The following is a 23,200-nucleotide window of genomic DNA, read 5'->3' as shown; positions in this document are numbered from 1 at the left end:
ACGCACGCACCCGAGGCTTTTGTATGAAACAACTTATCAAATCCAGAGCGCTTTCGGCCACGCTTTCGACCACGCGTTTGGCCCTTACGTCAGCGGCGTTGCTGGCGGGCGGTTTGGCTGGCGGTCTTGTCAGCAGCGTGGCGCACGCAGCGCCGATCGGCTTCCTCGAGACGCTGCACAAGCACACCACGCTCATCAATACCGTGCCGTCCAACGGCGACCAGAACCCGTATGCAATCGTGGTCGCGCCGGTATCATCGGGCACGGTCAAGCAGGGCGACGTGCTGGTAGGCAACTTCAACAACGCCGCGAACCTGCAGGGTACCGGCAGCACGATCATCAACTATCATCCCGACACCAATCAGATGACGGTGTTCGCCACCGTGCCGCGCGATCTGAAGGATTGTCCGGGCGGTATCGGCCTCTCCACCGCGATGACCATGCTGAAGTCGGGCTGGGTGATCATCGGCAGCACGCCGAGCAATGATGGAACGACCGGCACCAAGGGCGCGGGCTGCCTGATCGTGCTCGACAACCAGGGCAAGGTGGCGTCCACTATTGTGAGCGCGAACATCAATGACCCGTGGGGCAACATGGCGGTTGTCGATAACGGCGATCACGCGACGCTGTTCGTGAGCAATGCGGGCTTCGGCGTGGGCGGAGCGGACGGCAACCCGCCGGTGTTCAAGCAGGCGACCATCCTGCGTCTTGACCTCGATATCCCGCAAGGCAAGGCGCCGGTGGTCAAGCAGGAAACGGTGATCGCCAGCGGTTTCGGCGCGCAGGCTGACAAGGGCGTGTTCCTGGTCGGTCCGACGGGCCTGGCGTTATCGCAGGATCAGAAGCTGCTGTATGCGTCCGATGCTATCGGCAACCGCGTGACGGAAATCGATGAACCCATGACCCGCGATACCAGCGCGGGTGTCGGCCGCGAACTGACCGCCGATGGTTTCCTGCATCGGCCGCTCGCGATGGTGACGGCGCCCAACGGTCACTTGCTGGTCACGAATGCGTTGAACGGCCAGGTGGTGGAGATCGATCCGGCGACGGGCAAGCAACTGTATGCACGCTGGATCGATACCGACAAAGCGCAATCGCCGCCGGGCAATGGTGACCTGTTCGGCATCGCGATGACGCCTGAAGGCGATGGTTTTTATTACGTACAGGACGATGTAAACACGCTGGTCCTGGCGAAGTAACGCAAAGCAAGTAAAGTCAAGCAAAGCGAAGTAATTAGCACAGCAGGGCGACATCATGGCAAACGATCAAGATTCACCACGCCGGCGCTTTCTGAAAGCCGGCGTTGCTGCGGGCGCGGCGTTAGGCGCAGGTTCCGTCGCGCACGCCGCGACCAAGGCACAGTTCAAGCAGCCCGTCGACCCGATGCTCGTGGTCGAGCCGTTTTTCGGCGAGCACCAGGCGGGTATCGTGACGCCGCAGCAGAGCCACACCTATGTGGCGTCACTCGATCTGACGACCGACAAACGTGAGGAAGTGATCGGCCTTCTGAAAACGTGGACGGACGCGGCCGCGCGCATGTCGCGTGGCGACACGGCCAAGCCTTTGCCGACCGACGACAAAGCCGCACCCGATTCCGGCGATATCCTCGGCCTCGGTGCAGCGGGCCTCACGATCACGTTCGGTTTCGGCCCGGGGCTTTTCACGCACGAAGGCAAGGATCGCTACGGCCTGGCGAAGCGCCGGCCTGCCGCGCTGGTCGACCTGCCGCGCTTTAACGGCGACCAGTTGCTGCCGCAGAAAACCGGCGGCGACATCCTGATCCAGGCTTGCGCCAACGACGCTCAAGTTGCATTCCATGCCGTGCGCCAACTCTCACGCATGGGCTACGGCATTGTCGCCATGCGCTGGGGTCAGGCGGGTTTCCTCTCCGGTCCGGGTGGCCAGACACCGCGCAACCTGATGGGTTTCAAGGACGGCACCAACAATCCGTCGACCGCGCAACCGGCGCTGATGAATCAGTTCGTGTGGGCCAACGCGCCCGACGCGCCGTGGATGAACGGCGGCACGTACACGGTCGTGCGCCGTATCCGTATCACGCTGGAACACTGGGACACAATGGAACGTGGGTTCCAGGAACAGGTGATGGGCCGCGAGAAATACAGCGGTGCGCCGATCGGCAAGAAGAATGAATTCGATGCGCTGGACCTCGATGCCGCCGATAAAGACGGTAACCAGGTGATCCCGGAAAACTCGCATGTGCGTCTGTCGAACCAGGCGACGAATAACGGTGCGCAAATCCTGCGCCGTTCGTATTCCTACAACGACGGCACCGATTTTTATATCGAGCGGTGGCCGCCATGGCGCCAGGAAACCGAGTACGACGCGGGGTTGATCTTCGTCGCGCATCAAGCCGATCCGCGCACCGGTTTCATTCCTATCAATGACCGGCTGGCGAAGTTCGACATGATGAATCAGTTCACCACGCACGTGGGCAGCGCGGTGTTCGCGTGCCCGCCGGGCGTGCGGCCGGGGTCGTTTATCGGCGCGGGGCTGTTTGAAGCCTGAATTGAGGCAAGTTGAAGTAATAAAGCACACGCCGGCGGCAAGCCGGCGCACCACAACAAAAGGAATGACTTTAATGAACACCACACGCTCCCTGCCCGTGCTGCGCACGCTTTGTGGCATCGCGGTGCTGGCTGCCGCAGCGGCACTGCCGCTGAACGCGGAAGCGGCGACGCTGACCCTGTACAACGCGCAACACGAGCAGGTCGTGGCCGCGCTGGCGAAGGACTTCGAGAAGCAAAGCGGCATTTCGGTGAAGGTCCGTAACGGCGAAGGCCCTGCCATGGCGGCGCAACTGGTCGCGGAAGGATCGGCTTCTCCCGCCGATGTCTACTTCACCGAGAATTCGCCCGAACTGATGTTGCTCGACGAGAAAGGCTTGCTCGCCAAGACCGATGCCTCCACGCTCTCGACCATCCCGTCGCGCTACAACTCGCCGCAGGGCGACTGGGTCGGCGTGCTCGCGCGTGAAAACGTGCTGGTCTACAACACGAAGAAGATCGATGCGGCGCAACTGCCGGCATCGCTGATGGATCTGGCCAAGCCGGAATGGAAAGGCAAGGTTGGCATTGCACCGAGCGATGGCGATTTCCTGCCGGTGGTCAGCGCAGTGATCGCGATGAAGGGCGAAGCGCAAGCGCTGGACTGGCTCAAGGGCCTGAAGAAAAATTCGCAGATCTTCGATGACGACGAAGGTGTAGTGGCAGCAGTGAATCGCGGCGGCGTGGCGACGGGCGTAGTGAACAACTACTACTGGGCGCGCCTGCACGTGCAACTCGGCGACAGCGCGACTCGCAGCGCGATCTATCACTTCGGCAACGGTGACGTGGGCGCGCTTGTGAACGTATCGGGCGCGGCGGTATTGAAGTCGAGCCAGAACCAGAAGGAGGCGCAGCAATTCCTGGCGTATCTCGTCAGCGAACGTGCGCAGGACCTGATGGCCAAGGGCAAGATCGCGTTCGAATACCCGCTGCATGCCGGTGTTTCTCCCGATCCGCTGCTCAAGCCTTTCGACCAGTTGAGCCCGCCGTCGTTGACGGTTGAACAACTCGGCGATGACAGCAAGGCCGCGAAGCTGATGCGCCAGGCCGGATTACTGTAAGCGTATGCAAGTATGAGCGATGTCGTGAAGGCGGTTGGCGTATCCGCGCTGCCTGAACCCCGCAGCCGCAAACGCGCGCCGCGGGGTTTGCTCGTGGCGGCTGGATTGTGCGCGCTGCTCGTGCTGATGCCGCTCGCCTTCACGGTGTATCGCGCCGTGACGTTCGGCTGGGATGACGCCATCGAGTTGATTTTCAGGCCGCTGGTGGGCGAGCTGCTTATCAACACGCTGTCCATTACCGTGAGCGCCACGCTCGTGTCAGCGGTGGTGGGGACGGCGGCCGCATGGTTTATCGAACGAACGCGTTTGCCTGGGCGGCGTCTTTGGGCTGCGCTTACGGTCGCGCCGCTCGCCATGCCTGCGTTCATCACGAGTTACGCGTGGGTCTCGCTGAGCCTCGATTTGCAGGACTTCGCGGGCGCGTTGCTCGTGATTTCCACCGCGTATTTTCCCCTCGTTTATCTGCCGGTCGCCGCCGCCTTGCGGGGCATGGACCCGGCGCTCGAAGAAAGCGCCCGCTCGCTCGGTTGCGGCCGTGTTGGCGTGTTCGTGCGTGTGGTGTTGCCGCAATTGCGGCCCGCGCTGCTCGGCGGAATGCTGCTGGTGGCGCTGGGCGTGCTGTCAGAATTTGGCGCGTTCACGCTGCTGCGCTTTCGGACCTTCACCACCCAGATCTACGCTGAATACAGGACGAGCTTCGACAGCAGCGGCGCGTCGGTATTCGCCTGCATTCTCATCGCGATGTGCCTGTTCTGCCTCGCGCTGGAAATGCGCGTGCGTGGCGGCGCGCGCTATGAACGCGTTGATCGGGGCGTGAGGCGTGCCGCATTGCGCTACGAACTCGGCGCATGGCGATGGGCGGTGGTCGCCGCGTTTGTCGCGCTGGCGATCGTGACGCTGGGCGTGCCTATCGGCATGATCGGTTTCTGGCTGACGCAAAGCGGCGCTGCGGCCATCACGCCGGCGGAAGTGTCGCCGGAACTGCTGCTCGAATCGACGTTGTCATCGATTGGTTATGGTTGCGCTGCGGCGGTCGTTACTACGCTCGCGTGCGTACCGCTGGCGTTCCTCCTGGTCCGTTTTCCCAGCAGGATCGCGACTACATTCGAACGTATTGTGTTCCTCGCGCAGGGTTTGCCAAGCCTCGTGGTCGCGCTGGCGATTGTGTCGCTGGCCGTGCACGCGTTGAGGCCCCTGTATCAAAGCGCTGAACTGCTCGTCGTGGCCTACGCCATTCTGTTCTTGCCGCTCGCGCTGGTCAGCGTGCGCGCGGCGTTTACGCAAGCCCAGCCGCGTCTGGAAGAGACCGCTCGATCGCTTGGGCTAAGCTGGCGCGAAACCGTGCGGCGCGTGCTCTTGCCACTGGCCGGTCCGGGTCTGGGCGCGGGCGCGACGATGGTGTTCATCTCGGTCGTCACCGAACTCAATTCCACGTTATTGCTGTCGCCCAGCGGTACACGCACGCTCGCCACGCAAGTCTGGATCGATACGTCCACGCTCGCGTTTGCTGCCGCTGCGCCTTATGCCGCATTGCTCGTGGGCATTTCGCTGGCGGCATCGATCGCGCTGTTCACGTTGCTCGGTCGATCGGCGGTAGCGGGGCGTGCGGCTGTTATAAAAGAAGGTCTACAGGCCGGTTCGCCGCCTGACAAGTAAATCGATATGAGCGAACTTCGCGTTACCAGCCTGACCAAATCCTTCGATGGTCAACCCGTGCTTCATGGCGTCGATTTATCGGTGGAGCGCGGCACGTTGCTTGCGTTGCTTGGACCGTCCGGCAGCGGCAAGACCACGCTGTTGCGCGTGCTCTGCGGCTTCGAGCGGGCGGACGGCGGCACCGTTGAAATCGATGGCGTGCGCGTGGCGGGGCCGGGCATTCATGTTCCGTCCGAAGCGCGGCGGATAGGCTATGTGCCGCAGGAAGGCGCGCTTTTTCCCCATCTTTCTGTGGCCGATAACATCGTCTTCGGCTTGCCGCGGCAGCAGCGTCGGGCGCGGTATCGAGTCGACGAATTGCTGGCGCTGGTCGGCCTGCCCGCGGCGTATGGTGATCGGCCGCCGCAGGCATTGTCCGGCGGACAGCAGCAGCGCGTTGCGCTGGCGCGCGCGCTTGCGCCGTCGCCTTCGCTTGTGATGCTGGACGAACCGTTTTCTTCCCTCGATGCCGCCTTGCGGATCGAAACGCGTGAAGCCGTGGTGAATGCGCTTGCGGCCACGGGTGCGACTGCGGTGCTGGTCACGCACGATCAGGCCGAGGCGTTGTCGCTCGGGCACGAGGTCGCGGTGTTGTGGCGTGGCCGTCTCGTGCAGACGGATTCGCCGGAAGCGGTGTATCGGCGGCCGGTATCGCGTGAGCTGGCGAGTTTTGTCGGCGACGCGGTGATCGTGCCGGGATCGATCGATCATGCGAATTCGAAGCAGGTGGTATGCGAGTTCGGCACCTTGCCGATCGCACGCGCGATGGCCGCGAGCGATGTCGATGTGATGATCCGGCCGGAGCAGATCCGGATTGTTTCCGATCATCGTTTGAACGGCGATGGTGTTCACGCAGTGGTCGAGAAAGTCGTGTTCTATGGCCACGATGCCAGCGTCATGCTGCGTTCCCTCACGGGCGAGCGCGGTGTGCAGATTCGCGTGGCGGGGCATTCGCATCCGCGTGTTGGCGAGCGCATCGTGCTGTCGGTCGAAGGCGATGTCGTGGCGTATCCCAAGGGGTAATTGAGGGCCGGTTCTAATGGCCGGCCATGTTGCTGGTTTGACAAAGTGCATATACACAACTATCATTAGGTGTATGACTACCCCCGATTTGTCCTACCTCGACTGCAACTGCTTCGCCATCCGTCAGGCGGCGCGGTTTGTGTCGCAGCTTTATGAGCGCCACGTCAGCCAGGCAGGCGTGACGGCGGCGCAGTTCACGCTGCTTGCGGCAATCCATCGGCGGCCGGGCGTGACCATGGCGGAACTCGCGGATGCCATGGTGATGGAGCGCACCACGCTGGTCCGGGCGTTGAAACCGTTGCAGCGTGACCGCCTGGTCACGGCCGCCCAGCAAGACGCCAGTACGCGCGCCGTTGCGTTGTCCCTTTCCGATGTTGGCAGAAAGACGCTCGGCGAGGCATCGCTGCGCTGGCGCGAGGCGCAACAGGAATTCGAGGACAAGTTCGGCCGGGAACGCGCCGGGGAACTGAGAAAGTCGCTGCTTGAACTGACATCGATGGAATGAAACAGTCGCCGGCCGTGATGGCTGGCGTTTTTTTACCTCATTAAGTGCATATGCACTACGGAGATTGGCATGGAAATCAAAGGAAAAGTCGTATTGGTAACGGGCGCGAATCGTGGCCTTGGCGAGCAGTTTGCGAAAGCGTTGCTCGCGGCGGGGGCATCGAAGGTATATGCATCGGCGCGCGATAAAAACCAGGTCAAAGTGCCCGGCGTGGAAGCAGTGCAGCTCGACGTCACGAATGCGCAGAGCATTGCCGCTGCGGCCGATCGTCTGACCGACGTGCAGGTCGTCATCAACAATGCCGGCGCGATCATTGGCGGTTCGTTGCTCGATGCCGCGTCGATCGACGCCGTGCGCTCGCAGGTCGAGACCAACGCGATCGGTCCGCTTGCCGTCACCCAGGCCTTCGCACCGATCCTGAAGCGCAACGGCGGCGGCGCGGTGGTCAACATCCTGTCGGTGCTGAGCTGGCTGACCATCGACAACACGGGTTCGTACAGCGCGTCGAAGTCGGCCGCGTGGGCGATCACGAACGGCTTGCGCACCGAACTGCGCGGGCAGAACACGCTGGTGGTCGGCGTGCATCCGGCGTTTATCGATACCGATATGACCGCGGGGATCGACGCGCCGAAGACATCGCCGGAAGAGGTCGTGCGGCAGGTGCTCGAAGGCATCGAGCAGGGCAAGGAAGAGATTCTCGTCGATGAAGTCGGCCGCAGCGTGAAGGCGTCGTTGTCGTCGGCAACACCTGCTTATCTCACGCCGGCGCATTGAGATACGCAGATCAACCAGGAGCGAAGAACCATGAGCCAACAACGTGAAATCGTGCTGTGCGAGCCGGTCAGGACCGCGATCGGCGCATTCAACGGCGCGCTGAAAGGCACGCCCGCGACGGAGCTTGGCGCGGCCGTTGTCCGTGAAACCCTGCGGCGTGCCGGGGTTGCGGGACAGGACGTGGACTCCGTCACCTTGGGCAACGTGATCCAGGCGGGCAACCGCATGAATCCGGCGCGTCAGGCGGCCGTGAACGGCGGTTTGCCTGTGGCAGTTCCTGCGCTGACCGTGAACCGCGTGTGCGGCTCGGGCGCTCAGGCGATTGTATCGGCGGCTAACGAGATCACCGCCGGCTTCGTGCAGCTCGCGGTGGCGGGCGGCATGGAGAACATGGACCGTGCGCCGTATCTGCTCGATAACGGCCGCTTCGGGTATCGGATGGGTAACGCGGAAATCCACGACAGCATGTTGCGCGATGGTCTCGACGACGCGTTCTCCGGCAAGCATTCCGGCTGGCACACGGAAGATCTCGTCCTGCAGATGGACATCACGCGCGAAGCGCAGGACCGCTTCGCCGAGCGCTCGCAGCAACGTTTCGCTGCAGCGCAGGCGAAGGGTTGGTTCGCGGCGGAGATTGTCGGCGTTGAGGTGAAGGCGGGCAAGCAAAACGTTATCTTCAATATCGACGAACAGCCGCGGCCGGACACCACGCTCGCGACGTTGAGCAAACTGCGGCCTGCATTTCGCCCCGACGGAACGATCACCGCAGGCAACGCGCCGGGCCTGAACAGCGGCGCGGCGGCGATGCTCGTGGCGGATCGCGCGTTTGCCGAGCGCAAGGGGATCGAGCCATCGGTGCGGCTGGTCGCGTACGGCATCGCGGCGGTCGAACCGGGCATGTTCGGCCTGGGACCGGTGCCTGCCGTGCAGCAGGCGCTGGATCGTGCAGGCTGGAAGCTGGGAGATCTTGAACGTATCGAAATTAACGAAGCGTTCGCCGCCGTGCCGATCGCGGTTGCGCGCAAGCTTGGTTTGCCTGATGACGTCGTGAACCCCGAAGGCGGCGCGATTGCCCATGGCCACGCGATTGGCGCAACCGGCGCGGTGCTGGTCACGCGTCTCGTCCACGCGATGAAACGCGAGGGACTCAAGCGAGCGATGGTGACGTTGTGTATCGGCGGCGGACAGGGTATTGCGCTGGCGCTGGAAAGCGTTTGATCCGGGTGGGCGAGGGCGAGTTCAGCGCACGGTCGCTCCAACTTGCTCGACCGGGCGCGCACCCTGGATCCCCACCCGGTGATTGCGGGAAGGCGATCAGTGGCCGACGCCGGAACTCCAGCCGATCGTACCGGGCATTTCGGCGGTTCGAGCCTACTCAGTCAGTCGAACATAGCGGCGTGCTTTCGGATAAACGCCTCGACGGTCATTGGTGGCGTGCCGGTAAGATCCTTGACGACCGTATTCGTGCCTGCGAATACCCCGTTCTGGTAATCGACGGCGACTGACATTAAATGCTGGGCAAACGTGTCGCTGAACTTGTCATCGCTATCTAGCCGTTTCTTGAAGAGTTCCAGGTCTATTGGCCGATATGCCACTTCGCGCTTCAAGGCTTTGCTCATCTCCGCTGCAATCTCGTAGTGGTTCATCTCTACGGGGCCATGCAATGGATATATCTTTCCTGCGTGCGGCGCAGGATCCCGGAGGATGGCTGCAATGACGCGGCCCTGGTCTTCCGCTGCAATAGGCGCATGTCGCCCCTCGCCGAAAGGAAGTTGCAGCACGCCATCCTTCTTGATGCTTGCCACCTGCCCGGGATAGGTCAGCCATTGCGCGAAAAAGGTAGGGCGAAGGTGCGTAACCGGTGTATCGGACCAGTCAAAGATCCTTTCGGAAATCCAGTGATCGAGCGCGGCATGGCTCTTCGCCTCGCGGCGCGCGGAAATCTGTGACATGTTCACGATTGCGCTGATCCCCGTCTCGCGCGCAGCCTGCGCAAAATAAGCGCTGGCCGAGACGCCGCCTGATTCGATAGGGAACACAAAATAGGCAGAATAGATTCCGTCGAGCGCGCCGCAGACGTCGTCGATATCCGAGAGGTCTCCAACGACGATCTCGACGCCCCGTGCCTTCAGCCGTTCAGACCGTTTGTCTTCCTTCCGGACCAATGTCCGAACCAGTTCACCCGCAAGCAGAAGCGCATCCGCCGCGGCCCCGCCGGTATCGCCTGTGGCGCCCGCTACAAAAATTGTCCGGTTAGTCATGGAGCATCTCCAAAAAAATTCTAGTTGGTCCGCGACATCCAGTCGATCCTCAATGAAGGGAACGAGAAGTGACGTCGCAGCTTATGTCTTTCGCACAATCGTCAAACGTCAAGCGGTGTAACTTACCTGAGCCTCTTGATGAACGACTCGACAAGACGAGGGAAACAACAGGCCGCGTCGCCTTCTATAGCCCTTTTGCCTCAAGCCACGAACGGATCGCCTGGACAAGTTCGGTCTTGCGCTCGAGCGGGAGCCAGTGGCCGGCGGGCAGGTTCGTTACGGAAAGGTCCTGGCAGGCGCCGCGCATGGGTTCTCCGAGGCGACTGCGGTTGATGTCGGAGATAGCGTCCCAATCGCTGTTGACGAACAACACAGGCTGGCTTATGCGGCCGCCATCGGGTGCGGCATGGGCATAGGCGATGTTGGCGGTGTCGTTCAGGTACCAGGCATTGACCGAACGGAAACCACTGGCCTGGAACGCCGCGACCAAGGCGTTAAAGTCAGCGGGCGTCCAGAGCGCTGGGTCAGGCGGTGTTGCCGGAGCGCGATGAGCCGAGCCATAACGCCCTCCGTTTTCTGTGATCAAGGCGGATGGCGAGACCTGGCCCACGGACGCGGGATTGCCGCGCCGATAGATCGACGCGAGGGTTGCCGGGATGTCCGCCTCGAAATCGCTAACTGTCTGGCTGAAGTGCGTCAGGTAAAAGCGGAAGTAATCCCACTGCCCGTCCGGATATTGATCGGCGGGATACAACTGACGGTCGATCAGCGGCACGAGATTAGGCAGCGCGAAGCCCTCCGGAAAGTAAGGGACTGAGATCAGCACCACGCCGCGACTGCGCTTCCCGTGGTGCGCGGCCAGCGCTCCGGCCACGGGGCTTCCCCAGTCGTGGCCAACCCAGATTGCCGGGCGCGCGCCCAAATGATCGTGAAGCTCGACCATATCGTCGACGATCTCGTTCAAGGCGTAGGACTCAGAGGCGGCCGGCGCCGATGAGCCGCCGTAGCCACGCATGTCCGGTGCAACGCAGCGCCAGCCTTCGGACGCGAAGGCCTCGATCTGCGTGCGCCACATGAGGCCGATCCCGGGCCAGCCGTGGAGAAAGATTATCAACGGCCCGTCGGCCGGGCCGGCCTCCAGGTAGCGTGTCGTGTGGCGGCGCGTGCTGAAGCTACGTACGGTCAGGTTGGAGACGTTACTTGAATTAGCGGCGGGGTTAACCGTGCCGCCGGCGGCGACAGATCCAGCCGCAAAAGCTGCTTTACTCATCAGCAGGCTTGCACCAAAGGCGGTTCCACTTTCGAGGAGAGCGCGGCGCGACATAGCTGACATAGCTGACATAGGGAGGTCCCATTTAGTCACGATTGATTATAGGAAAGGCCTGCGGACTCACCTGCTCCGGGTCTGGTCCGCCGCGTTCGCCGGCGTCGCGCGCGCTGATTGCCTGAACTTCCTCTGGTACAAGGTACTCGGGATTAATGCCATGACACCGGATAGATGTCTCTTCCGGGTACCCATCCCGTTGCGAGTCAGGTGGGGATGACGGTTCGCAGGAACTTCACGAGTTGGTCATTGACCACGTCGGGGGCTTCGTGCTGTACCCAGTGGCCGACACCATCGAGTTCGAGACCCCCGACGAGACCGGGAACGCCGGCGCGCATCTGGTCCACGGTAAGCGGATAAAGCTCTTTCAAGCCATCCGCCTTCCCCCAAATGAAAAATGAAGGTTGGGTAATCCTGGCGCCCTTCCACGGAGCGGACAAATAGAAGTACGGTTCGGCGGCTCGATAGTAGTTCAGACCACCGTGAAAGCCGGTGCGCTGGAATTCCGCGACGTTATGAGCGACGTAATCAGGTTCCGCCCATGACGGCAACGGTCCGGGGGCCGCACGGTGAAGGCTTCGTGCGGAATCCATGGGACTCCACCGCGTGTCTGCCGGAGCGGAGCCCGAGGCCCAATACAGAATTCCCGGAATGGTCACCGTGGCGTCGGCCCAGATCTGATCGGCGTCCGGTCGGATCTGTTCGAACATGTAGAAATCGTCTTGATGGCCGGACTTCCGCATCTTCTCGAAGACGCTGACATCCCCACGAGGAACGAAAGGCACGCTGAGGCAGAACACAGCCTTAAATCGATCGGGACGCATCAGCGCCGCTTGCCATACGTGGGTTGCACCCCAGTCGTGACCCACGAGGACGGCACTCGGGATCTTCAGCGCATCGAGCAGACCAACCAGGTCACCGACCGTTTGCAGTGGCGTGTACAAGGCTGCGTCCGCCGGAGCCGAGCTGCGTCCGTAGCCGCGCATATCAGGAGCAATTGCTCGATATCCGGCAGATGCGATCGCTTTCATCTGTCGGCGCCATGTATAGGAGGTATCTGGAAATCCGTGGCAGAAGAGAACGGCAGGCCCTTCGCCTTGTTCAGTTACGTGCAAGGTGACGCCATTGGTAGCAATGTCGTACTCCTTGAGGCCCTCGTCGCCGCCAGGGCTCTCTGCTTCAGCCTGTTGACCCAGCAGCAGGCTTGCAGCAACGGCAGTCCCACTCGCGAGGAACGTGCGGCGAGAAATAATTGACCTGGAAACTGAAGCGGATGCTGTGATATTGCCAACCATAGGGTTGCCTCGAATAGGGATGCGTGAACTCGGGAACCCGCTCATGGTAGAACCTGGCAATACAGTCGGAAGGCCGTATATCCGACAATTCTGGCCATACTTGCGCAGTCGTGCGCATCACGTCAGTATCGACAGTAGAATCGCCGCGCGTCAGGCGTGATCGCGAAAGCAATGCCTGAGCGCCGGTTGCCAGCCGCACCAGTGGAATTATTGTGAAAGCTGGCAGATGTGGCGCGTTCGCATCAGTGATATCGCTGATCAATGTGATTCGACAGCCGGCACGGCTCGCGCACTGCGCCGGCATGCAAGGCTTAAAGTTGGCTGTACAACCTTCCAGGATTTGTCATGTTGCGCATCGGCTACATCGTCGTTCCAAACTTCCAGGTCATGATCTTCGGCGGCCTGACGGTGTTTGAAATGGCGAACCGGATGACTAAAGAACCGCACTACGACATACGTCTGATATCTGAAGGTGGAGGACCGGTTCGAAGTTCTCTTGGATATTCGGTTTTGACGGACAGTTTCGATGATGGCGGTTTCGACACGGTAATCATCGGCGGCGTCATTGATGGCGTTTACGCGGCGAGCCCCGCACTGGTCGATTATTTAAGAGGAGCGGTGAAAAACACTCGCCGCGTTGCATCAATGTGCACGGGAGCCTTCTTTTTGGCTCAGGCCGGCGTTCTTGACGATCGGCGCGCCACGACCCACTGGGCGCACGCACGCGAATTGCAAACGACGTATCCGAGAATCAACGTCGAAGAGGATCGTATATTTATCGTAGATGGTCCGGTATGGACATCTGCGGGCATGACCGCGGGAACTGATCTCGCGATTTCGATGGTAGAACGGGATCTTGGTGTAAAAATAGCGCGGACTATTGCCAAGCGAATGGTCATGTTCCATCGACGTGCCGGCGGACAGTTACAGCACTCGACGTTGCTGGATCTCGATGCGAAGACCGATAGAATCCAGACCGCATTGGTCTATGCGAAAAGCAATTTGCACACCCCACTGACGGTCGACAGACTCGCTGAAGCTGCCAATTTGAGCGTGCGGCAGTTCACTCGCGCATTTCGTGAGGAGACGGGGCAGTCACCCGCGAAGGCTGTCGAGAATTTGCGGCTAGAAGCTGCGCGTCTCATGGTTGAGCAGGGAAGGTTGCCAATTGACGTCGTTGCACGAGAAACCGGTTTTGCTGATCCCGACAGAATGCGTCGGGCGTTTTTGCGAGCCTTCGGTCAACCGCCCCAGGCTATCCGCCGCAACGCGCGTGGCCAGGCGAACGGTTGACATATAAATTCCTCTTCCCTCCGGTGGCGACGTACCGTCGCGCCCGGTTAAGCACGAATTGTCGTTCGGTGTACACGGAATTCAGGGTGGGGAACTTACGCCGGTCTAACTGTAACGCGCACGGCCTATCTGTCGTCGGCGGCACTATCCTGCCTCCGCGATTTTCATGTTCTGCGGCACAAGCAATGGCATTTGCCGCTTTCGCGTCACGCGGGCCGGTGATAGCGATCGTTAAAAAATCCTACTAAATCAAGGCGTATTTTTTCACCATTTACGGCAACTGACAGCTCCCGGATCGCTCAGGATTGTTGGAGAAACGCGGTCCAGCGCGCTAAGCGGACGAATAACGCGAGAAGTTGGCGGATTACAGCGATAGTCTTTCGCATGGGGACGGGACGCGGACAGTAAGGTGAAAGCTCGTTTGGCGGCCCTTAGGAATCGGCTAGAGCTGGGTGTCGTCATTCTTGTTTTTCGGAGTGCACGAGCTATGAGAATCTCCCTGTCCGCCGGCATTGCCGTGCTGTTCCTGAGCACCAGCGCGCTTGCGCAACAACCTATCGCTTTTCCGATGCGCAGCCAGAGTCCGGCGCAAACCAGTATCGATACCGCCATGTGCTACAGCTACGCCAATCAACATACCGGCGTGGTGATGGCACGGGTGTCCCAGGCACCTGAAAAGCCGAAGACCGTGAAGCCTGGTGCGGTGCATCCGGTTGCGGTGGCGGCGCCGTTGCCATCGTCGGCGATTGCGATTTCGCCTGGGTCGGCGCCGGTTGCTGCATCGGCGATGGAGGCATCCTCGACGCCCACGCCCGGGGTTGCTGCGGATGCTCGCGCGGCCGCGCACGCAAGTTCGACGTCCGCCGATGCACCTATGCCCGCGTTGCCACCGCCTGAGCCGCCGATGGTTCAGTACTGGCGATCATATGGCGAATGCATGACTGACCGTGGGTATATGGTGCGGTGATTTTTCGCTCGCGCCGGTGGACGGGGTTGGGTTTTGGGGTTTTGGGGTTAGTGGTTGGGGTTTATGCTGGGGTGGTCGGTTCTGGGGGTGGTGGTCGGGGTCTATGCCGGGGTGGTCGGTTCCGGGGTTAGCGGTCGGAGTCAATGCTGGGTTGCTGCTTTCGGCCGTGGTGGTCTGCAAGAGTCGGATTTTCTCTTTATCACTATTAGCCACTGTGCGTGGCGGCACGTCATTTCTTTGTCCAAAGCGACAAAGAAACGAAGCAAAGAAAGCGCTTTCAACCACGCTACCCTAAGTGTCCACAGCGTGCAGTTTTGATTCATAGGTGCCCCAAAAGCACGGTGCTCGCCAGAGCCACGGATGTGTGAACCCCTCCTTCTCCGAACACCGATACCCACACGCTTCGCCACCAGTGATTGAACCTGCCCAAGGAGCACCCCGCGCTATCCGCGGACGACCTCCCGCCAAATGTGTACGCACCTCGAACCGCGTCGCCAACCCGCCAAGAAACGAGGCCGCAAAGATGCGGGTGGCCGTAACCGACGAAAATAGCTGTACAGAACGCGCAGCCAATTCACAAAGAACTGAAGCAGTAACCACAAACACGCATCAAGCTGTGACCTATGAATACGGTCACACAGACCAGGTAGCTAACCTGTCAAAAAACCGCAGCCGTAAATACCTGTAAGGCCGTGCGGGTTCCTTAGCAAGGGTGCTTGCCCGAGAGCGTACGGGGCGAAGCGTGTTCGTGTCAGGATTCGCGAGAAGGAGGGGTTCAAACATCCTTCGCTCTGGCGAGCACCGTGCTTTTGGGGCACCTATGAATGAAAACTGCACGCTGTGGACACTTAGGGTAGCGTGGTTGAAAGCGTTTTCTTTGCTTCGTTTCTTTGTCGCTTTGGACAAAGAAATGACGTGCCGCCACGCACAGTGGCTAATAGTGATAAAGAGAAAATCCGACTCTCGCAGACCACCACGACCGAAAGCACCAACCCGGCACTGACCCCGACCGCTAACCCCGGAACCAGGCACCCCAGCATAGACCCCGACCACCACCCCAGAACCCAGCCCCGACCACAGCCCCTGAAAGCATCAACCCTGAGCCCCTAAGCATGTCATGTCAACTCAATACCACCCGTATTACGCTATATTTACAAAAATATAGCGCAGCAAAAAAACGCGAAATACCCGCGGCGGTATCCACAGACCGGTCAAACGAATTTAACCGGTCACGTGTAACCGGCCATCACCCCTGGACGAACTAACAAACAGACGCGCAGAGAATAGTGGGGTTGATAAACCGCGCCACAAACCGGTTGAAATAGCCGACAGGCCCTTCAAAATTCATCACGATTTTTCCGTTCCGAGGGATTAAAGCCGTGATTGGAGTGTTTGCCTGTTAGAACCACAACCGCAGTTCCCTGTCGCGACCCGGAAAGCCGATTCATACAAGAACGGCCTTCCTTGAAAAGTTGGTTTTGTTCAGGAGCACATCATGCAGACCCGGCGTCGATTTATTTTCGCAGGCAGCGTCTTTGCGGCAGCGGCGTTTGCCGCGTTCAATCAACGTCGAGTATTAGGTGCGACCGGAAAAGACGCCAGCACCGCCGATGAATCGTTCGAGGTCATTCACCCTGACGACCAATGGCGCCGCCTGCTGACGCCTGCGCAATACAACGTACTTCGGCAGGAAGGCACAGAACGTCCTTACAGCAGCCCGTTGAACGACGAACATCGTAGCGGCACGTTCGCGTGCGCCGGATGCCAGCTCGACGTCTTTTCGTCGCGTACGAAGTTCGACAGCCACACCGGCTGGCCGAGCTTTTGGGCACCGCTCGACCACGCGGTGGGAACGCATGAGGACTTGTCTTTCGGCGTCTCGCGTACCGAGGTGCATTGCTGGCGTTGTGGTGGACACCTGGGCCATGTCTTCGATGACGGTCCAAAACCCACAGGTTTGCGCTATTGCATGAACGGCCTGGCAATGACGTTCAAACCTGCCGCTGCCTGAGCGCTACCTAAGCGTCACCTAAGCGTTACCCGAGTACGCCGCCTGATCCGCTGCACAAGCTACCGAAACTGCTTTGCGCTGAATCCCGACCACCCAAAGACCTAAGAACCTTCACGCTCATGTTACTCATTGTCCTGGCTTATCTTGGCGGCGCGCTCACTATCCTGAGCCCCTGCATCTTGCCCGTGTTGCCCTTCGTGTTCTCGCGGGCGGATCAACCGTTCGTGCGTAGCGGCCTGCCCTTGCTTGCCGGCATGGCCATCACCTTTGCAGCGGTCGCGACGCTCGCGGCAGTGGGCGGCGGCTGGGTGACGCAGGCGAACCAGTACGGCCGCTGGGTTGCTGTCGCGTTGCTGGGCATCTTCGGCTTGACGTTGTTGTTGCCAAGTTTCGCAGAACGCCTGATGCGACCGTTTGTCAGCGCGGGCAACCGGCTGACCGAATTCGCCCAGGCCGATGGACAACAAGTGCGCGCGAGTTCGTCGTTCCTGCTGGGCATTGCGACCGGCTTGCTGTGGGCGCCGTGCGCCGGCCCGATTTTGGGCCTTGTACTGACCGGTGCGGCATTGCGCGGCGCAAGTGTCGGCACGACACTTCTGCTGGTCGCTTACGCGGCAGGGGCTGCGACGTCGCTGGCGGTGGCATTGCTCATCGGCGGCCGGGTGTTTGCTGCAATGAAACGCTCGCTGGGGGCGGGCGAGTGGATTCGTCGCGGTATTGGCGCTGCGATGTTGCTCGGTGTTGTCGCCATCTCGTTAGGACTCGATACCGGCGTGCTCGCGCGCGTGTCGACTGTTGCCACGGGCGGCATCGAACAGAAACTGGTGGACCTGTTATCAGGCGGTACGGCGCAGGCCAAGGCTGTCAACAACGAAACGGCGACACCCGCCCAGACCGCCACGGCAACCGATGCCGCCGCCGGACCCGCGATGATGCGTGCAGCCGCTCCCGCCGACGCGCCGCTGTCGCTGCCGGTAGAGGGCGAATTGCCGTCGTTGTCCGGCGCCGTTCAATGGCTCAATTCACCGCCGCTGACGGCGCAGGATTTACGCGGCAAGGTCGTGCTCGTCGACTTCTGGACTTACTCGTGCATCAACTGCCTGCGCTCGCTGCCTTACGTGAAAGCGTGGGCGCAGAAGTATCGTGATCAGGGGTTGGTGGTGATCGGCGTGCATGCGCCCGAGTTTGCATTCGAGCGCAACGTGGACAACGTCAAGCGCGCGACGCACGATCTGGGTGTCGACTATCCGGTTGCCATCGATAACAACTACGCAATCTGGCGTGCATTTGGGAATCAGTACTGGCCGGCGCATTATTTTATCGATGCCAAGGGGCAGATTCGCTTTCATCACTTTGGCGAAGGTGACTATGCGCATTCGGAACAGGTGATCCAGCAGTTACTCGCGGAAGCCGGTCACGCGAATGCGGGCGCGATGGTCAGCGACGACACCGTAGCGAAGGGCGTGCAAATGGCCGCCGATAACGCCGACATGCAGTCGCCGGAAACCTATGTAGGCTACGAGCGTGCGGAGAACTTTGCTGACGGCGGCGGCGAGTCGCATGACCGCGTTCACACGTATGCGGCGCCTGCTCAACTCGCGCTTAACGACTGGGGTCTGGCGGGTGCATGGAAGGTAGAAGCCGAGCAAGCGACGCTGGCGGCATCGACGGGAACTATTGTTTATCGATTCCACGCGCGTGACTTGCATCTCGTGCTGGGACCAGGAAAGGACAACAAGCCGGTGAGGTTCCGCGTCAGCATCGACGGCGCGGCGCCGGGCAACGCACACGGGTCGGATGTGATGGCCGATGGCACCGGCACGATCACGGAGCAGCGCTTATATCAACTCGTACGCCAGCCGGGCGATGTAAAAGATCGCACGTTTACCATTGAATTCCTGGATCCTGGTGTCGAGGCGTATGCATTCACGTTTGGTTGAGCCACGAACGGTGGACGCATAGGGCGCCGCCTTATGCGTCGTTGAAGCGATAAATCAGCAGGCGGCCTTTATAGGCGGCGGTATCGTCGAAGGCGATTTTATCCAGCCGTTCCTCGCGCATCTGGAAGCCGCGGTCGCCCATTTGCCGGTTGAACGCGGCACGATTGCCCCGGTCGGGGTCCACGATCCAGACCTCGGCCGCCGCCGACGCATGCAGTCCGATGAACGCGGCGAGCGTTGCGTTGGCATCGCGTTCGTAGAGCAGGTCGCTGCCCATGATCAGGTCGAAGCGGCCATCGACAATACGGCGTCCTGCTTCATCTTCCAGCGTGTCTTCCAGTTCAGGAATGGACCAGTTGCCGTGCCGGTATTTCATGGGCGGCAGGTGATTCAGGCGCAGGTTTTTGTCCAGGAAGTCTGCGGTCAGTGGATGGCAATCGCTGGCGGTCACGTCCGCGCCGCGACGGTGTCCGACGAGGCTGGCGAGCGCCAGTCCGCAGCCGATTTCGAGAATTCGTTCGTCCAACAATACTGGCCGCAGGGCGAGGCGTGCGGCGAGATGCGCGCCGGATGGCCACAGCATGCCGAATAGCGGCCACATGGCGGAGGAGATGCCGATTCGCTCGGCGTCGCCGGTGGGGTCGGAGAATTGCTGAAGGTCCAGCAGCGAGCGAATGATGAGGTCTTCAACGCCAGCAACGGCGATGTTTTGTTGCTTGGTCAGGTAACCGGGCATCAGGGAGGCGCAAAGTGAAGCCGCGCGGGGAGACGGGGACGTAGTATGCGCCAGTTTGGGCGTCGGGGGCCGGGATGTCCCGCGTGCCTGCTGTTTTGGGTGTTCGTGTGAACGACCTTCCTTCGTGTTTGTCCCTATCGCGCCCGCCGGCCTCCACTCCAATAATGTAATCCATTACATCCTGCGGGCTGTGAGTTGAAACAAATGACGGAAACATTTCGCACCGCCGATGAAATCTCGATCTCCGATGTCGCCCAGAAGGCGGGCGTATCGGTCGCGACTGTTTCCCGCGTCCTGAACGGCCACACCAACGTACGTGAACCCACCCGCGACAAAGTGCTCGCAGCGGTTGCGGCCAGCGGGTATCGAATCAATGAACTCGCCCGCAATTTGCGCACGGCCGAAAGCCGCATGCTGCTCACCATGGTTCCCGACTTCGGCAACCCGTTCTATGCCGCCATCGTTCGCGGTATCGACAGCGTCGCCCGTCAAAACGGCTATTTCATGCTGCTCTGCGATACAGGCGCCGATCCTGGCCGCGAGCGCAGTTACTTCGACCTGCTGCGAGGCCGCCGCGCCGACGGCGCCATCTGTCTCGATCCTGCCGCCATTCAGCAGGCGCTAGTCGAGGAAACTGCCACGCTGCCCTGGGTAGCGTGTTGCGAGTTTGATCCCGCGGCAGGCGTGCCGTATGTAGGCATCGACAACTATCAAGCCGCTGGCGATGCAGTACGCTACTTGCTCAGCCAAGGCCACCGGAAAATCGCGCTGATTAATTCGGGCCGAGGCTATTTATATAGCCGCCAGCGCGCAGAGGGGTACCGCGATGCGCTGAGCGCTGCGGGGATCGACGCCGATGCCGCCTGGCAAATCGACCTCGATACCCTCGATTACGCGGCCGGCGAAAGCGCCGCGCGCACGCTGACACGCCTGCGGCGCAACCGACCGACTGCTGTGTTCGCCGTCTCCGATACCCTCGCCATCGGCGTAATCAACGGCTTGCGGGGCGTCGGCTTGCGCGTGCCGGACGACATGGCCGTAATGGGCTTCGACGATATCGCCGTCGCCGCGCAAATCGATCCGCCGCTGACGACGGTCGCTCAACCCATGCGCGAACTCGGCGAAACCGCCGCGCGCCTGCTGCTCAAACGCCTGCGCGAACCAAACGTACACGTGCCCGGCGTGCTGCTCCCGCACAAGCTGATGATAAGAAGGAGCGCGTGATCATGAGCCTGGCCGTCAGCTTCGACAACATCGAAAAACAGTTCGGACCGGTTCGCGTGCTGCACGGCGTGAGCTTCGACCTCGCACCTGGACGCATCTACGGCTTGCTTGGCGAGAACGGCGCGGGCAAGTCGACGTTGATGAAAATCCTCGCCGGCTATGAACGCCCGAGCGCGGGCACGTTCTCCATCGACGGCGTCGTCAAGTCCTTCGACAGTTCGCGCGATGCCGAAGCCACAGGCATCGTGCTGATCCATCAGGAGCTGAACCTCGCGGATCATTTGAGCATTGTGCAGAACATGTTTCTCGGTCATGAGAAACGGCGCGGCTTCTTCCTCGATGAACCCGCCATGCGCGAAGACGCACGCGCGCGTCTCGCCGATGTCGGCCTGCACAAGCACCCGGATACACGCGTGCGCGACCTGATCGTCGCGGAGAAGCAACTCGTGGAAATCGCCAAGGCCATGCTGCGCGATGCCCGCCTCTTGATCATGGATGAGCCCACCGCCACGCTCACGCCCGCTGAAACGCAACGCCTGTTCGCGTTGATGGCGCGGCTGAAGGACGACGGCGTGACCATCGTTTATATCTCGCACAAGCTCGATGAAGTGGAGCTTGTCACTGACGAGGTCATCGTGATGCGCGATGGCCGTTTCGTCACGCGCGGGCTGACTGCCGAGACCACGCGCCAGCAGATGGCGAACCTGATGGTCGGGCGCGAAGTGTCCGACATGTTCCCCGATAAACCCATCCTCGCCGCCGATGCCCGCGTTGTGTTCAAGGTCGATAACGCCTATGTGCCGGGATGGGCGGAGAACGTGAGCTTCTCGGTGCGGGCAGGCGAAGTGTTCGGCTTCGCGGGACTTGTGGGCGCGGGACGCACGGAACTCTTCGAAGGACTGGTCGGCCTGCGGGCGCGCACAGCGGGACGCATCATGCTCGACGGCGAGAGCATCAATCCGCGCGATCCCCGCACCGCGATGAAACATGGCATCACGTATCTGAGCGAGGACCGCAAGGGACGTGGCCTGCACGTCGACATGGAGTTGAAGGACAACCTCACCATGATGACGCTGGAGCGCTACGCGCATCCGCTGCTCGACGCGCAAGCGGAACGCGATGCGCTTAAAAAGGCGGTCGGCGACTTCGGTATCCGCACGGGCAATCTGGCGAGCCGCGCACGCATGTTGTCGGGCGGCAATCAGCAAAAGCTCGCGCTCGCGAAGTTCCTGCATCCCGATCCACGCGTGGTTGTTCTCGACGAGCCCACTCGCGGTGTCGATGTCGGCGCGAAACGCGATATCTATTTCCTGATCCACGCGCTCGCCGCTGAAGGCCGTGCGGTGATCGTCATCTCATCCGAACTGATCGAGCTGATTGGTTTATGCCATCGCGTGGCGGTGATGCGCGGCGGCCAGCTTGTCGCCACGCTTGGGCCCGGACATCTGACTGAAGAGAGGTTGATCGCGCATGCGACCGGCACACACTGAAGGCGTTGAAGGATCGAGCCGGCTGGGCAACATCGCGCGGCGGCTGCACGGCGTCGGGCCACTGCTCGGGCTGGTCGCGCTATGCATAGGCGGCACGCTGCTGAACCCGGATTTCGCCACCTTCGACAACGCGATGAACGTCCTCACGCGAACCTCGTTCATCGGCATCATTGCCGTGGGGATGACCTTCGTGATCATCTCGGGCGGTATCGATTTGTCGGTCGGATCGATGGCCGCATTGATCGCGGGCAGCATGATCTGGATCATGAACGCGCTCGCGCACGGCGTGGGCGGACGCACCCTTGCGCCACTCGCCATTATCGCTGTCGGGATCGTTTTAGCCCTTGTTTTAGGGGGTCTTTTCGGTTTGGCGCATGGCCTGCTCGTGACCAAGGGACGGATAGAACCGTTCATCGTGACACTGGGGACGCTCGGCATTTTTCGTGCGGTACTGACGTGGCTCGCGGACGGAGGCGCGCTCACGCTCGACAACAATTTGTCCGATCTCTATGGCCCTGTGTATTACGCCAGCCTCTTCGGCATTCCCGTGCCGATCTGGGTGTTCCTGATCGTCGCAGCGGGCGGCGTGATCGTGCTGAACCGGACCGTGTTCGGGCGGCATGTGCAGGCTATCGGGTCGAACGAACAGGTCGCGCGTTATGCGGCCATTCGCGTGGATACCGTGAAGATCGTCACGTATGTGCTGCTTGGACTGTGTGTAGGCGTGGCGACCGTGCTGTATGTGCCGCGCCTCGGGTCCGCAACCCCTACGACCGGCCTGCTCTGGGAGCTTGAAGCGATTGCGGCGGTGGTCGTTGGCGGAACCGCGTTAAGGGGGGGCGAAGGGCGCGTGATCGGGACGGTGATCGGCGCGATCCTGTTGTCGGTGATTGCGAACATCCTGAATCTCACCAGCATCATCAGCGTGTATCTCAACGCGGCAGTGCAAGGCGCCGTGATTATTTTCGTAGCGTTTTTACAGCGTGGACGTCGTTGAAGTGTGTTCGAACCGTGCCCTGACATCCTCTCAGGCGCCT

At 61.0% G+C, this 23,200-nt stretch carries 19 protein-coding genes; 15 read left to right on the top strand and 4 right to left on the bottom strand.

Annotation, left to right across the window (positions count from 1 at the left end; all coding sequences use genetic code 11):
* Nucleotides 1-23: 23 nt before the first annotated feature.
* The 8 genes from ACSQ8V_RS27745 (at nucleotide 24) to ACSQ8V_RS27710 (ending at nucleotide 8,840) form a co-directional block, all read left to right on the top strand.
* Entirely contained in the window at nucleotides 24-1,199 is a 1,176-nt protein-coding gene (locus tag ACSQ8V_RS27745) for a hypothetical protein (protein ID WP_436207827.1), read from the top strand.
* 55 nt (nucleotides 1,200-1,254) lie between these two features.
* The gene (gene efeB, locus ACSQ8V_RS27740) at nucleotides 1,255-2,526 is read left to right on the top strand and encodes an iron uptake transporter deferrochelatase/peroxidase subunit (protein WP_436207826.1); all 1,272 of its coding nucleotides are present in this window, start codon (nucleotides 1,255-1,257) and stop codon (nucleotides 2,524-2,526) included.
* A gap of 73 nt (nucleotides 2,527-2,599) precedes the next feature.
* On the top strand, nucleotides 2,600-3,625 hold the full coding sequence (locus ACSQ8V_RS27735) for an iron ABC transporter substrate-binding protein (RefSeq protein WP_436184758.1): 1,026 nt from the start codon (nucleotides 2,600-2,602) through the stop codon (nucleotides 3,623-3,625).
* A gap of 12 nt (nucleotides 3,626-3,637) precedes the next feature.
* On the top strand, nucleotides 3,638-5,281 hold the full coding sequence (locus ACSQ8V_RS27730) for an ABC transporter permease (RefSeq protein WP_436207825.1): 1,644 nt from the start codon (nucleotides 3,638-3,640) through the stop codon (nucleotides 5,279-5,281).
* 6 nt (nucleotides 5,282-5,287) lie between these two features.
* On the top strand, nucleotides 5,288-6,343 hold the full coding sequence (locus ACSQ8V_RS27725) for an ABC transporter ATP-binding protein (RefSeq protein ID WP_436207824.1): 1,056 nt from the start codon (nucleotides 5,288-5,290) through the stop codon (nucleotides 6,341-6,343).
* A 73-nt stretch (nucleotides 6,344-6,416) separates the two neighbouring features.
* Nucleotides 6,417-6,848: a MarR family winged helix-turn-helix transcriptional regulator gene (locus ACSQ8V_RS27720; RefSeq protein WP_436184756.1), complete on the top strand. Its 432-nt coding sequence runs from the start codon at nucleotides 6,417-6,419 to the stop codon at nucleotides 6,846-6,848.
* 69 nt (nucleotides 6,849-6,917) lie between these two features.
* A complete protein-coding gene (locus ACSQ8V_RS27715; protein ID WP_436207823.1) occupies nucleotides 6,918-7,622 on the top strand; it encodes an SDR family oxidoreductase in 705 nt (234 codons plus the stop codon).
* 30 nt (nucleotides 7,623-7,652) lie between these two features.
* Nucleotides 7,653-8,840, top strand: a complete 1,188-nt coding sequence (locus ACSQ8V_RS27710; protein WP_436207822.1) for a thiolase family protein — start codon at nucleotides 7,653-7,655, stop codon at nucleotides 8,838-8,840.
* Between the two features lie 161 nt (nucleotides 8,841-9,001).
* Here ACSQ8V_RS27710 and ACSQ8V_RS27705 read toward each other — a convergent pair whose 3' ends face one another.
* The 3 genes from ACSQ8V_RS27705 to ACSQ8V_RS27695 form a co-directional block, all read right to left on the bottom strand.
* Nucleotides 9,002-9,883 (bottom strand): NmrA family NAD(P)-binding protein, encoded by an 882-nt coding sequence (locus ACSQ8V_RS27705; protein WP_436207821.1) that lies wholly within the window; start codon nucleotides 9,881-9,883, stop codon nucleotides 9,002-9,004.
* A gap of 184 nt (nucleotides 9,884-10,067) precedes the next feature.
* The gene (locus tag ACSQ8V_RS27700; protein WP_436207820.1) at nucleotides 10,068-11,225 is read right to left on the bottom strand and encodes an alpha/beta hydrolase; all 1,158 of its coding nucleotides are present in this window, start codon (nucleotides 11,223-11,225) and stop codon (nucleotides 10,068-10,070) included.
* 188 nt (nucleotides 11,226-11,413) lie between these two features.
* A complete protein-coding gene (locus tag ACSQ8V_RS27695) occupies nucleotides 11,414-12,502 on the bottom strand; it encodes an alpha/beta fold hydrolase (RefSeq protein ID WP_213766049.1) in 1,089 nt (362 codons plus the stop codon).
* Nucleotides 12,503-12,847: 345 nt separating this feature from the next.
* On the opposite strand from ACSQ8V_RS27695, the gene ACSQ8V_RS27690 reads away from it, so the two are divergent.
* From ACSQ8V_RS27690 to ACSQ8V_RS27675, 4 genes are all read left to right on the top strand, one after another.
* Nucleotides 12,848-13,795, top strand: a complete 948-nt coding sequence (locus ACSQ8V_RS27690; RefSeq protein ID WP_436207819.1) for a GlxA family transcriptional regulator — start codon at nucleotides 12,848-12,850, stop codon at nucleotides 13,793-13,795.
* Between the two features lie 487 nt (nucleotides 13,796-14,282).
* Complete coding sequence (locus ACSQ8V_RS27685; RefSeq protein WP_436207818.1) at nucleotides 14,283-14,762, top strand: hypothetical protein; 480 nt, start codon at nucleotides 14,283-14,285, stop codon at nucleotides 14,760-14,762.
* 1,495 nt (nucleotides 14,763-16,257) lie between these two features.
* A complete protein-coding gene (gene msrB / locus ACSQ8V_RS27680; protein ID WP_436207817.1) occupies nucleotides 16,258-16,773 on the top strand; it encodes a peptide-methionine (R)-S-oxide reductase MsrB in 516 nt (171 codons plus the stop codon).
* A 119-nt stretch (nucleotides 16,774-16,892) separates the two neighbouring features.
* Entirely contained in the window at nucleotides 16,893-18,713 is a 1,821-nt protein-coding gene (locus ACSQ8V_RS27675; RefSeq protein WP_436207816.1) for a cytochrome c biogenesis protein DipZ, read from the top strand.
* Between the two features lie 31 nt (nucleotides 18,714-18,744).
* Here ACSQ8V_RS27675 and ACSQ8V_RS27670 read toward each other — a convergent pair whose 3' ends face one another.
* Nucleotides 18,745-19,449, bottom strand: a complete 705-nt coding sequence (locus ACSQ8V_RS27670; RefSeq protein ID WP_213766054.1) for a class I SAM-dependent methyltransferase — start codon at nucleotides 19,447-19,449, stop codon at nucleotides 18,745-18,747.
* Nucleotides 19,450-19,653: 204 nt separating this feature from the next.
* Here ACSQ8V_RS27670 and ACSQ8V_RS27665 point away from each other — a divergent pair, with 204 nt between their 5' ends.
* The 3 genes from ACSQ8V_RS27665 to ACSQ8V_RS27655 are packed head-to-tail and all read left to right on the top strand — an operon-like array spanning nucleotide 19,654 to nucleotide 23,160.
* A complete protein-coding gene (locus ACSQ8V_RS27665) occupies nucleotides 19,654-20,673 on the top strand; it encodes a LacI family DNA-binding transcriptional regulator (protein ID WP_436184747.1) in 1,020 nt (339 codons plus the stop codon).
* 2 nt (nucleotides 20,674-20,675) lie between these two features.
* The gene (locus ACSQ8V_RS27660; protein ID WP_436207815.1) at nucleotides 20,676-22,163 is read left to right on the top strand and encodes a sugar ABC transporter ATP-binding protein; all 1,488 of its coding nucleotides are present in this window, start codon (nucleotides 20,676-20,678) and stop codon (nucleotides 22,161-22,163) included.
* Nucleotides 22,144-23,160 carry an ABC transporter permease gene (locus tag ACSQ8V_RS27655; RefSeq protein WP_436207814.1) on the top strand — a complete coding sequence of 339 codons (1,017 nt, stop codon included), beginning with the start codon at nucleotides 22,144-22,146 and terminating at the stop codon, nucleotides 23,158-23,160. Before ACSQ8V_RS27660 ends, ACSQ8V_RS27655 begins: the two co-directional genes overlap by 20 nt.
* The last annotated feature ends 40 nt before the right edge of the window (nucleotides 23,161-23,200 follow it).

It is taken from the genome of Caballeronia sp. LjRoot31, from assembly GCF_964253885.1.
In the GTDB taxonomy this organism is placed as follows: domain Bacteria; phylum Pseudomonadota; class Gammaproteobacteria; order Burkholderiales; family Burkholderiaceae; genus Caballeronia.
This window is presented reverse-complemented; position numbering and strand designations above follow the sequence as displayed.